At 38.4% G+C, this 12,218-nt stretch carries 8 protein-coding genes and 2 rRNA genes (1 of these 10 only partly in view); 1 reads left to right on the top strand and 9 read right to left on the bottom strand.

The genetic code is table 11. From position 1 onward, the window contains the following. Both FA707_RS00800 and FA707_RS00795 read right to left on the bottom strand, forming a co-directional pair. Positions 1-568: ribosomal RNA gene (locus FA707_RS00800) — 23S ribosomal RNA — on the bottom strand; it reaches 2,349 nt to the left of the window's first position. A gap of 237 nt (positions 569-805) precedes the next feature. Continuing rightward, a 16S ribosomal RNA gene (locus tag FA707_RS00795) occupies positions 806-2,366 on the bottom strand. The 16S and 23S rRNA genes sit together here, the layout of an rRNA operon. A gap of 854 nt (positions 2,367-3,220) precedes the next feature. On the opposite strand from FA707_RS00795, the gene FA707_RS00790 reads away from it, so the two are divergent. Then, positions 3,221-5,245 (top strand): KUP/HAK/KT family potassium transporter, encoded by a 2,025-nt coding sequence (locus FA707_RS00790; RefSeq protein WP_136952440.1) that lies wholly within the window; start codon positions 3,221-3,223, stop codon positions 5,243-5,245. A gap of 104 nt (positions 5,246-5,349) precedes the next feature. Here FA707_RS00790 and FA707_RS00785 read toward each other — a convergent pair whose 3' ends face one another. The 7 genes from FA707_RS00785 to citC form a co-directional block, all read right to left on the bottom strand. Continuing rightward, positions 5,350-6,489 carry an NAD(P)-dependent malic enzyme gene (locus FA707_RS00785; RefSeq protein WP_136952439.1) on the bottom strand — a complete coding sequence of 380 codons (1,140 nt, stop codon included), beginning with the start codon at positions 6,487-6,489 and terminating at the stop codon, positions 5,350-5,352. Between the two features lie 85 nt (positions 6,490-6,574). Beyond that, complete coding sequence (locus FA707_RS00780; RefSeq protein WP_136952438.1) at positions 6,575-7,969, bottom strand: oxaloacetate decarboxylase subunit alpha; 1,395 nt, start codon at positions 7,967-7,969, stop codon at positions 6,575-6,577. A 13-nt stretch (positions 7,970-7,982) separates the two neighbouring features. Further along, positions 7,983-8,522 (bottom strand): citrate lyase holo-[acyl-carrier protein] synthase, encoded by a 540-nt coding sequence (gene citX, locus FA707_RS00775; protein WP_136952437.1) that lies wholly within the window; start codon positions 8,520-8,522, stop codon positions 7,983-7,985. Beyond that, positions 8,503-10,032 carry a citrate lyase subunit alpha gene (gene citF, locus FA707_RS00770; RefSeq protein WP_136952436.1) on the bottom strand — a complete coding sequence of 510 codons (1,530 nt, stop codon included), beginning with the start codon at positions 10,030-10,032 and terminating at the stop codon, positions 8,503-8,505. Before citF ends, citX begins: the two co-directional genes overlap by 20 nt. After that, the gene (gene citE, locus FA707_RS00765) at positions 10,033-10,920 is read right to left on the bottom strand and encodes a citrate (pro-3S)-lyase subunit beta (RefSeq protein ID WP_136952435.1); all 888 of its coding nucleotides are present in this window, start codon (positions 10,918-10,920) and stop codon (positions 10,033-10,035) included. It abuts the gene before it with no gap. After that, on the bottom strand, positions 10,908-11,213 hold the full coding sequence (gene citD, locus FA707_RS00760) for a citrate lyase acyl carrier protein (protein ID WP_136952434.1): 306 nt from the start codon (positions 11,211-11,213) through the stop codon (positions 10,908-10,910). The genes citE and citD overlap by 13 nt, the downstream gene beginning before the upstream one ends. After that, positions 11,203-12,210, bottom strand: coding sequence for a [citrate (pro-3S)-lyase] ligase (gene citC / locus FA707_RS00755; RefSeq protein WP_136952433.1), 1,008 nt, complete (start codon positions 12,208-12,210; stop codon positions 11,203-11,205). The genes citD and citC overlap by 11 nt, the downstream gene beginning before the upstream one ends. Between the last annotated feature and the right edge of the window lie 8 nt (positions 12,211-12,218).

The following is a 12,218-nucleotide window of genomic DNA, read 5'->3' as shown; positions in this document are numbered from 1 at the left end:
TGTAGGCACACGGTTTCAGGTTCTATTTCACTCCCCTCCCGGGGTGCTTTTCACCTTTCCCTCACGGTACTGGTTCACTATCGGTCACTAGAGAGTATTTAGCCTTGGGAGATGGTCCTCCCGGATTCCGACGGAATTTCACGTGTTCCGCCGTACTCAGGATACTCATAGGTGTGTGACTAGTTTCGTTTACGGGGCTTTCACCCTTTTTAGCTGACCTTTCCAGGTCGATTCAACTACTACTCACAGCTACCACAGCTGAGTCCTACAACCCCAACGAGCAAGCTCGTTGGTTTGGGCTGTTTCCGTTTCGCTCGCCGCTACTAAGGAAATCGATTTTTCTTTCTCTTCCTGCAGGTACTTAGATGTTTCAGTTCTCTGCGTCTCACCCTCACTAACCTATGTATTCAGTTAGGAGTAACAGCCTATAAAAGCTGCTGGGTTGCCCCATTCGGAAATCTCTGGATCATAGCTTACGTACAGCTCCCCAAAGCTTATCGGAGTTGGTCCCGTCCTTCATCGTCTTCTAGTGCCAAGGCATCCACCGTGCGCCCTTATTCACTTAACCTTATTTGCTACCACTTTCGTGCTAGACTCTTGATTTCCACCAACTAGCGATAGTCAGCTCCATCAACCCTATGTTTTAGCTATTGAACTTTGTTTATTAACTCGTTTCAACGCGGTGTTTTCGGTTTGTTTTAATTTTGTTTCAATATCCAGTTTTCAATGAACGAATGTTTGAGAGTAAACCTCTCAAAACTGACAATGAATAATCCTAACCTGTGTATTCCGTAATATTCCTTAGAAAGGAGGTGATCCAGCCGCACCTTCCGATACGGCTACCTTGTTACGACTTCACCCCAGTTATCTATCCCACCTTAGGCGGCTGGCTCCTAAAAGGTTACCTCACCGACTTTGGGTGTTACAAACTCCCGTGGTGTGACGGGCGGTGTGTACAAGGCCCGGGAACGTATTCACCGCGGCGTTCTGATCCGCGATTACTAGCGATTCCGGCTTCATGTAGGCGAGTTGCAGCCTACAATCCGAACTGAGAACAGCTTTAAGAGATTAGCTTGACCTCGCGGTCTCGCGACTCGTTGTACTGTCCATTGTAGCACGTGTGTAGCCCAGGTCATAAGGGGCATGATGATTTGACGTCATCCCCACCTTCCTCCGGTTTGTCACCGGCAGTCTTGCTAGAGTGCCCAACTTAATGATGGCAACTAACAATAAGGGTTGCGCTCGTTGCGGGACTTAACCCAACATCTCACGACACGAGCTGACGACAACCATGCACCACCTGTCACTTTGTCCCCGAAGGGAAAGTTCTATCTCTAGAATGGTCAAAGGATGTCAAGACCTGGTAAGGTTCTTCGCGTTGCTTCGAATTAAACCACATGCTCCACCGCTTGTGCGGGCCCCCGTCAATTCCTTTGAGTTTCAGTCTTGCGACCGTACTCCCCAGGCGGAGTGCTTAATGCGTTAGCTGCAGCACTGAAGGGCGGAAACCCTCCAACACTTAGCACTCATCGTTTACGGCGTGGACTACCAGGGTATCTAATCCTGTTTGCTCCCCACGCTTTCGAGCCTCAGCGTCAGTTACAGACCAGAGAGTCGCCTTCGCCACTGGTGTTCCTCCATATATCTACGCATTTCACCGCTACACATGGAATTCCACTCTCCTCTTCTGCACTCAAGTTCCCCAGTTTCCAATGACCTTCCTCGGTTGAGCCGAGGGCTTTCACATCAGACTTAAGAAACCGCCTGCGCTCGCTTTACGCCCAATAAATCCGGACAACGCTTGCCACCTACGTATTACCGCGGCTGCTGGCACGTAGTTAGCCGTGGCTTTCTGGTTAGATACCGTCAAGGCGTGAACAGTTACTCTCACGCTTGTTCTTCTCTAACAACAGAGTTTTACGATCCGAAAACCTTCTTCACTCACGCGGCGTTGCTCGGTCAGACTTTCGTCCATTGCCGAAGATTCCCTACTGCTGCCTCCCGTAGGAGTCTGGGCCGTGTCTCAGTCCCAGTGTGGCCGATCACCCTCTCAGGTCGGCTATGCATCATGGCCTTGGTGAGCCGTTACCTCACCAACTAGCTAATGCAGCGCGGGTCTATCCATCAGCGACACCCGAAAGCGCCTTTCATCATTCGACCATGCGGTCAAAAGAATTATGCGGTATTAGCACCTGTTTCCAAGTGTTATCCCCCTCTGATGGGCAAGTTACCCACGTGTTACTCACCCGTCCGCCACTCATTTCGTTTCTGTGGAGCAAGCTCCGGTGAAACAAAATGCGTTCGACTTGCATGTATTAGGCACGCCGCCAGCGTTCGTCCTGAGCCAGGATCAAACTCTCAATAAAAAGTTTTGATAACATCCGAAGATGTCGCTCATTTATGTTTGCTAGCGAATTACTTCACTAAAATTTAAAAATTGTTTGGTTTTGTTTTACACTTTGTAAAACACCCTACACATTTGGTTTGTCTTATTCATTGTTCAGTTTTCAAAGGTCTACTTTTTAAGTCATTGTCTTTCGTGACAACTTCATTAGTTTATCACGTTCAGTTGACTAAGTCAACAACTTTTTAAAAGTTTTTTTATTTTGTTTTTTCAACGCTGTTGCGCTGACAACTTCTAAATAATAGCACGATTAGTTGACTAGGTCAACAACTTTTTAAAAGTTTTTCAAAAAGTTTTTTCGATTATTTTTTAGCAGTTCTGTTGCCTCTGGGACAACTTTGTCTATCATATACCTTATTACCAAATAACACAAGCTTTATTTTAAAATAATTTGGTTTTATCATTCACTACTACTCATTAAGAAACTTGATTCATGATATTAATCGTCGTTCAGCTGCAATTATTATTAAAGCTAACTTTACACTAAAAGCATATAAAAAGTTTTTTCTTCTATATAATAGCTATTTTTTATTATTTTTATATTTAATCAATATCTTATCTAAAGAAGGAGTAATTTCATTAATTGTGTAATCCTTTAGAAATTAATTAACTATTTTCTCAAAACCACTTGCATTTATATTTATTGGGCGTATAATCAACGATATATTTAGGGGAGTAGCAACATAACTTTTATGGTTTTAAGTCAACTATGATGTCGATTAGACTGGTTTAAAACGTAATTTGCAAGACCTAACTATCACACATAGCGTGTGTTAGTTAGGTCTTTTATTATTTTAGAAAAGGAGATTGAACAACATGCATCAAACAAAAAAAGTCACAATTGCTTCTTTATTAGTTGCTATGGGGGTTGTTTATGGCGATATCGGTACAAGTCCATTATATGTAATGAAGGCAATTCTTTCAGGTAATGGTGGCTTAAATAGTATGAATGACGAATTTATCATTGGCGCGATTTCGTTAGTTATTTGGACAGTTACCCTAATGACAACTGTTAAATATGTTTTAATTGCGTTACGTGCTGATAACCATGGTGAAGGAGGTATTTTTTCACTTTATACATTAGTGAGAAAAATCTCGCCGGCACTAATCTTCCCTGCATTAATTGGAGGAGCCGCTTTACTGGCAGATGGCGTGTTAACTCCAGCAGTTACGATTACTACTGCTGTGGAAGGGCTACGAGGGTTACCCATTTTTTACGACCGTTTTGGTAACAATCAAGATATTATTGTGATGATTGCTATTACTATTATTATTTTATTATTCACGATTCAACGTTACGGAACAGAAAAAGTCGGAAAAGCCTTTGGACCAATTATGCTAGGTTGGTTTACGTTCCTAGGATTGGTTGGTTTATATAACTTACCAGGAGAATGGCTTATTTTAAAATCATTAAACCCCTATTATGCTTTTGAATTGCTCATGAGTCCTGCCAATAAGGCTGGTATTTTAATTTTAGGTAGTGTCTTCCTAGCTACAACAGGGGCTGAAGCCTTATATGCTGATATGGGACACGTTGGCCGTCGTAATATTTATGCCAGTTGGCCTTACATTAAGTTGTGTTTAGTTCTTAACTACTTAGGTCAAGGAGCTTGGCTAATGAAAAACCGCACAAATGTTGATTACTTAGAAACCGAGGATTTAAATCCGTTTTTTAGTATGATGCCTGACCAACTCTCTCTTATTGCGGTTATTTTTGCAACTTTAGCTGCAATTATCGCGTCACAGTCGTTAATTTCTGGTTCATTCACCTTAGTTTCTGAAGCCATTAAACTAAAACTGTTCCCTAAATTAAAAATCGTTTACCCCACTTCACAAAAAGGGCAAATGTACTTACCGGTCATTAACTGGTTGTTATGTTTACTATGTTGTTTAATCGTATTCGGCTTTAAGTCATCACACAAATTAGAAGCAGCCTATGGTTTAGCCATCACGATTACGATGTTAATGACGACGATTTTACTGTGGGTTTACTTATTAAAACATGAAGCACCAAAAATTTTTGCATATAGCTTCTTAATTTTCTTTAGCTTAATTGAAAGCATCTTTTTCTTCTCTAGTGCAGCTAAATTCTTACATGGTGGTTATGTCGCTATTTTAATTGCGGCCCTTCTCTTCTCTATCATGTTAACCTGGCACTTGAGTAATAAAATTAAAGAAAAAGTGGCAAAAAAAGTACCGCTTCAAGATTATATCAACCAATTAGAGCGATTATCCAAAACAGAAAATATCCCATTTTACCAAACGAATGTCGTTTATTTAACTGACGACTTATCTGAGCAATTAGTCGATCGTAAAATTTTGTATTCTATTTTGGACAAAAAACCAAAGCGTGCTGAAGTTTACTGGTTCGTTAACCTTTACGTTACAGACGAGCCTTATACGAAAGAATATTATGTTGAAACATTTGGCAGCAAACATGTCGTCAGCATTCAGTTACGTTTAGGATTTAGAATGAGTCAAAAAGTTAATGTTTACATGCGTCAAATCGTTAAGGAAATGATGGCAAAAGGTTTAATTGATAAGCAAGACCAAGAGTTTTCTATTAATCCAGAACGTAATGTTGGTGATTTTTGTTTTGTATTAATTAATGACGGCCTTTATAAAGGAACTAGCGGCTTAACGAATTTTGAGAAGAATGTTTATCAATTTAAGTTAGCCATTAAATCGATTACTACATCAACAGAAAACTGGTTTGGCTTGCAATACAGTGACGTAGTTAAAGAAAGCGTACCACTAGTTATTGACAATAGCCAAGATATTCCAGAAAACTATCACTTGACGATGAAGATGAATCAAAAATTCAGCTCAGAGGAATTATAAAAACAAAAAATCCAAAACGGACATAAGCAACGCTTTTTGTCCGTTTTGGATTTTTTTGAGCCTAGTAACATTCGCTTTTATCAAAAACTTTATGCTGTGTAAACTTAATCTTCTTTAAAATCTGAGACAACATCAGCAATTTTTTCCGCTAATCCTTCATCAAAGACACTCGGAATAAAATGATCGACACTAATTTCTTCTACAAAATCAGCGATGGTTTGAGCAACTTTGATTTGTAATGATTCAGAGACTTCTTTTTTACTTCCTTTTAACAACCCTTTGAACAATCCAGGAAAAGCTAACACGTTATTAATTTGATTAGGATAATTTGAAGAACCTGTTCCTATTATTTTAGCTCCAGCCTTTTTAGCTATTCTTGGATCAATTTCAGGTACTGGGTTAGCTAACGCAAAAATAATAGGATTATCAGCCATCATGTCTATCATTCCTTCATCTAACACGCCACCTTCTGACAATCCTATAAAGACTTCTTGACCTTTTATTGCTTCCTTTAATTCAGTCGCAGTACTATGACCATTTAATTCCTCAACAAAAGATTTTTGAAATTGATTCAAACAATTATCCGGTGTTAATACTCCGTTAACATCAACTAATGTCATATCAGTAATACCAGCTTTTTTTAGTAGTTTTGCAGTTGCCAATCCAGAGGCTCCAACACCATTAATTAATACTTTTAGCTTTCTTAAATGAGTATTTCTAAGTTTAGCGGCATTAATTAGCCCCGCTAATACAACAATAGCGGTTCCTTCTTGATCATCATGATAAACTGGAATATCTAAACATTTTTTCAATTCTGTTAAAATTTCAAAACACTCCGGCGCTTTTATGTCTTCTAAATGTATACCCGCAAAACTATATTCAATATTTTGAAAAGTCTGAATAAACTCTGAGACACTCTTTTGTTTGATACAAAGTGGGAACGCCTGAACGTCAGCGAAACATTTATAAATCAACGCCTTACCTTCAACAATTGGCAAGCCACCTCGTGCACCCACATTTCCTAACCCTAATACTGCACTACCATCGGTCACAACGGCAATCACCTTACCGCTCACTGTATATTCTTGCGCTTTTTCTGGTTGGTTTTGAATGAGTTTACTTAAATAAGCAATACCTGGCGTATACGCTAAAGCTAAATCATCTCCGTCACTAATATCAATCTCATTTTTAATACTTAAAACCCCTGTGTGTTTTTTATGGATTTCTAATACTTTCTCATCCATTTGATTACCTCTTCTTTCCCTACCAATTAAAATAGTAAACCCATCTCAACCTCAAATTAGCAATTAAAGTTAAGATGGGAAACTATTATGATAAATCTAATGACACTTCAACTTCTTGAATTGGCACGTCATAAAACGGATCTTCGCGACGACCTAAAAAATCGCGTGCTTGTTGCGGAAACAGAGCATACATTAAGACATCTTCTAAAGAACGAGCATACTCTTTAATTTCCTTTTCTAAAATAGGTAAAGAATCTTCTAGTAAATCAGCTGGACGAACCGTAATAATTTCTTCATTACCAATAATTTTTTCTATGATATTTGGTGCGATTGCTACTGGCGGACGACCATATAGTCCTTTAACGTAATCCTTGATTTCTTTAGGCACTACTTTATATCGTTCACCACTGATAATATTCAATACTGCTTGTGTTCCAACCATTTGAGATAACGGTGTTACAAGTGGTGGATAACCTAAATCCGCTCTTACTTTAGGAACTTCTGCTAACACCTCTTCATAACGATCAGCCATACCTTGCTCTGTCAATTGACTCAGCAAGTTGGATAACATCCCACCAGGCACTTGATAAATCAAAGCTTTCGGGTCTGTATCTTTCACTTTAGGATTCAGAATACCTGTTTCTCTAAACTTATCACGAACAGTGTTAAAATAAGAGGCCATATCTTCTAATTTTGATAAAGAAACATGGGTATTATAACCTAAGTCTTCCAAACTAATAACCATCGATTCAGTTGCTGGTTGACTCGTTCCACCAGAAAAAGAGGAAATAGCAGTGTCGATAATATCTGCCTCTGCTTCTACCGCTTTAAGATACGTCATTTCAGATATACCACTAGTTGCATGCGTGTGTACCTCTAAGGGTAGTGAGGTGTTTTGTTTGATAGCGCTCACTAAATCAAACGCATCTTTTGGCGTTAACACCCCTGCCATATCCTTAATACAAATTGAGTCTGTCCCCATATCCACTAACTCATTAACTAAATCAACGTAGTAATTTATAGTGTGAAAATCACTTGTTGTATAAGAAATTGCTGCCTGACAATGACCACCATATTTTTTTATTGCTTCAATCGATTTTTGTAAATTACGTGTATCATTTAATGCGTCAAAGACTCGAATGATATCAATTCCATTTTCAATTGATTTCTTTATAAAAGCTTCCACTACATCATCTGAATAATTTTTATAACCTAATAAATTTTGACCTCTTAGTAACATTTGTAGTTTGGTATTTTTGACCACTGCTCGTATGTTTCGTAATCTTTCCCAAGGGTCTTCATTCAAGAAACGGATACAAGAATCAAACGTTGCGCCACCCCACACTTCTAAAGCATGAAAACCAGCTTGATCCATTGTTTCTAAAATAGGTGCCATATCTTCAAAAGGCATACGTGTTGCAATTTGGCTTTGTTGTCCATCTCGTAAAACTGTTTCAGTAAATAGTACGTTTGTCTTCATTTTTGTTCCCTTTCTATAGCCAATTCACCATTTCTTGTTGCATTTCAATAATCGAATGTTTCCGGCTACGACTACAATTTTTTGCCACATCCTCGCAAATAAAACATTTCCTAGGTGGCAACCCTAAATCTTGGCGACTAACTTGTTTGAGCTGGCTATCTTCCAGATATATAACGTCTAAATCAAATAATCGACCAATTTTTTGTTTATTTTCAAAAGCAATTAAGATTTCTTTTGTTTTAATAGGTGATTCATCTACTACAATCAACCTCTCTGGTCCCGTTTTCAACAAATCAACCTTCCCTGCACAAATTTTGTTTGAAAATGATTCATCAATTAAGAAATCTGTATGCCGAATAAACGCTTCGCTCCAAAAATCATTGTTTTTAACTTCACCCGGCAAATTTAAAGTCGCACAAATTAAGGTGTTGTTGGGATAATTCTCTAGCAACTCCGTTTGTTTATATACGCGCTTCTCACGACAATCAAGCATCTCAATCAAGCTAACTTTTTGCCCCTCAAAAATGTTATTCTCACACATTTCTAACAACATCAATCATTGTGCCATCACGATATTCGATCAGCGCAACGATTTTCTCTCCATATTCGATTGGATATGGATGCCCAACAATTTGATAGGCTTTTTCTTGTAATTCCTTAATAGTATATTGGGGAATGTCTAAACTCTTAAAGTGCTCAACTAAATCTTGTCGTGATGGATTAACAGCAATACCAATCTCCGTCACTACAACATCAATGCTACTTCCTGGTGTAATAACTGTATTAACGCGTTCTACTACCGTTGGAATTCTACCACGAATAAGTGGCGCAATAATAATACTCATGTTGCATGCTGCACTAGTATCAGAGTGCCCTCCAGACGCTCCACGAATCACACCATCTGAACCGGTCATTACATTAACGTTAAAATCCAAGTCAACCTCTAAAGCAGATAAAATAGCTACATCTAACTGATTTATGACCGCTCCTTTGCTAGCTGAAGAAGCATACATATTCGCATCAATTTCATAGTGATGCTCATTTTTCCCTAAAGAAACTGCCGATGGATGATCGAAGTCTTGTACGTCAATAATTTTTTTAACAAGTCCTTCTTCTAATAACTCCACCATTGCATTAGTAATTCCGCCTAAAACAAAACTTGCTTTAATGCCATCTTTTACCATAGCTTCTTTTAAGAACCGGGTTACTGCTAAAGATGGACCGCCTGTGCCTGTTTGGAAAGAGAAACCTTCTTTATAGTATGATGAACCAATAATGACTTTTGCTGCATATTCAGCAATCAGTAATTCTTTAGGATTCTTTGTATAACGTGTCGCCCCTTTAGCAATACCCTCTGGATTTCCAATTGCCTCAACCTCTACAACATAATCAACATCCGTTTGTGGAATACTAATGGGTGTATTAGGATAAGGAACTAATGTATCCGTAATGGCAACTACTTTATCTGCGTATTTCGCATCAATCATCGCATAGCCTAAAGAACCACATGTTGCTTTCCCAACTGTTCCATTCACATTTCCATATTCATCTGAACTTGGCGCTCCTAAAAAAGCTACATCAATATGAATATCTCCAGTTGCAATTGCACGTGCACGACCACCATGAGATCTAATGACGACAGGATTTTCCATTATTCCTTCTGAAATAGCGGCTCCCACTTTATCACGCAAACCACTTGAAGTGATGTTAGTGACTACACCATTTTTTATATGTTCAATCAAGGGTTCGTGTACATTTGCAATTGAACTTGGTGCTAAGCTTAAATTTTTAATTCCTAGTGCAGCAATTTCTGCCATCACCATGTTCATTACATAGTCCCCTTCACGGAAATGATGATGGAAAGAAATCGTCATGCCATCTTTTAACCCTGACTTAATGATAGCTTCTTTGATACTAGATAAAAGCTTTGTTTCTTTAGGTTTTACAGGCGTAACTTGACGTGTACTTTCTTGATAAGGTTTGATGTTAACAAATTCCCCTTCAAACTTCCCATACTTCACAACAATTTCTTCAGGAATTTCACGATTCACTTCATTTTTCATTTAAAATTCCCCCTCTTTCAATAAGTTTGTTGCTTTGGCTAAAGCAATAACTCGTTGTGCTCGTTCTACAATTGGTTTATCAACCATCTTACCGTTGACAGAAATAACACCCGAACCTTTGGCTTCTGCTTCTCTAATCCCCCAGATTACTTCTTTTGCTTCTTGAATTTCTTCAGCAGTTGGCGTATAAACTTGGTTGACTAATGGAATTTGACGAGGATTAATGACTGATTTACCATCAAATCCTAATTGCTTAATTAAGCGAACTTCTTCTAAGAAACCTTCAGTATTATCAACATTTGAATATACCGTATCAATTGCAGCAATCCCTGCCGCTCTAGCAGAGTGTAAAATATAACTTCTAGCAAAGAATAGTTCTTGTCCATCAGGATAACGTTTTGTTTTCATGTTAGTAACATAATCTTCTGCACCTAGGGCAATTCCTATCAAACGTGAACTTGCCTTAGCAATTTCACGGGCATTCAGCACGCCTTCTGCTGACTCAATAGCCGCCATCATTTTAGTGCTACCATTAACAATGCCATATTTAGCTTCCATTTCAGTAATTACTGCAGCAACATCTACAATATCCTGAGCTGTTTCAGTTTTGGGTAGTCGAATTACATCGACACCTGCCAGTACCATGGCTTCGATATCTTGACCTCCTACTGTTTCTAATCCGTTTATACGGACGACTGTTTCAACTGTAGAATAGTCAAATGTTCTCAAAGCATTAAAAACTAATAAACGAGCACTATCTTTTTCTTTCAACGATACTGCATCTTCTAAATCAAACATTACTGCGTCTGCCCCATATAAAACAGCATCTCTTAACATTGCTGCGTTAGAACCCGGTACAAACATCATTGTTCTTCTTAATCGTTCCATGTTTGTAATACCTCCCAGTTAACTTCTTCACCCGCAGCACGGTAAATAGCCGTAATAGTCCGCGCTTCGATTGTGCAATCCAAAGCTCCTTTGTCAATAACTTCAACTTTGGCTGAAGTGACCTCTAATTTACTAAAAACTTCTTCAATTTTTTTACGAATTAGACGCCCAAATTGTTTTTCAACACTACTTTCAAGTTTAATTTCCAACTTATTATCAAGATGAGGAGCAATCATCACCAAGACATCACTTGATTCAGTTGTCCCTGCACTAGCACTAAATTTAATTTCCAATTATGTTCACCTCATTATTTTTTAAGTACTGATAAGTTGTGGGCGGCAACATTTGTTTAACTTTGCTCCAATTACCTATCCTTAAATATTCACGTACTTTCGTTGCGCTGATCACTTGTTCATCAATTTTCTTACGGTCAATAATTTTCAACTCTAGTTGGTTTCCAAAAACTTCCAACATTGCTTGATTGTATACCTCTGTCACTTCAGACAACGGTTCATCTCCCACAAAACGGATAGCAACATCCAGAAGTGGTGCTACTTTATCTCTAAAAAGAGTCGCATCTAACTGTGCTTGCACGCGAGCAATGTCTAATTCGGCTTGCTCTTTTAAGAAATAAGAAGGAAACGTTGCGCTCGATATCAAATAATCCTTCGTTGATAGTACAACGACATTGTTTAAATGGGCGGTTCCTTGCTTTACAAGTTCTAAACGTGTTGCATGATCAAATAGTGACGCTTCTTCACTCAACACAAATACATAAACCACTGGACTTTCTTTAGCCGCAGTCTCAACCAGGTACAAATGGCCATTAGTAAATGGATTGGCATTCATCACAATAGCACCATTTCCAATAGTCAAACGTTTTTTCTGAAGTAATTCTTCGCGATAACGACTGAAATCAGGTAATCCAAATTCCATAAAACTCACTTGTTTGGTTTCTATAATCAATTTAAAACCTACACTTTCAAAAAAAGAGCTCGTTTCAGGTTTAGTATAAACAAAATAATGTAAGATTCCCTCTTCAGCAAAGTATTCTTGCATTTTTTTCAAAAGTTCACTCAATAAATTGTTGTTTTGATACGCTAAATCAATTGCCACACATTTAATAATATTTTGATACGCACTGGCTGTCGCAATTAATTGCTGTCCTTTGAAAATACCAATTGTATAATCAACTAAGTGATCCGCTGCCAACTGATTTATTTCTAATAAGTGTTGCCACTTTATGTTCATAGTGGCATCTCGATCTAGCCAAAGGCGCTTCGTTTCCATATGAACAC

The organism is Vagococcus zengguangii (assembly GCF_005145005.1).
Lineage (GTDB): Bacteria > Bacillota > Bacilli > Lactobacillales > Vagococcaceae > Vagococcus_A > Vagococcus_A zengguangii.
This window is presented reverse-complemented; position numbering and strand designations above follow the sequence as displayed.

Coding starts and splice junctions, on each gene's coding strand:
- FA707_RS00790 (WP_136952440.1), top strand. CDS start 3,221: ATGCATCAAACAAAAAAAGTCACAATTGCTTCTTTATTAGTTGCTATG.
- FA707_RS00785 (WP_136952439.1), bottom strand. CDS start 6,489: ATGGATGAGAAAGTATTAGAAATCCATAAAAAACACACAGGGGTTTTA.
- FA707_RS00780 (WP_136952438.1), bottom strand. CDS start 7,969: ATGAAGACAAACGTACTATTTACTGAAACAGTTTTACGAGATGGACAA.
- citX (WP_136952437.1), bottom strand. CDS start 8,522: ATGTTGTTAGAAATGTGTGAGAATAACATTTTTGAGGGGCAAAAAGTT.
- citF (WP_136952436.1), bottom strand. CDS start 10,032: ATGAAAAATGAAGTGAATCGTGAAATTCCTGAAGAAATTGTTGTGAAG.
- citE (WP_136952435.1), bottom strand. CDS start 10,920: ATGGAACGATTAAGAAGAACAATGATGTTTGTACCGGGTTCTAACGCA.
- citC (WP_136952433.1), bottom strand. CDS start 12,210: ATGGAAACGAAGCGCCTTTGGCTAGATCGAGATGCCACTATGAACATA.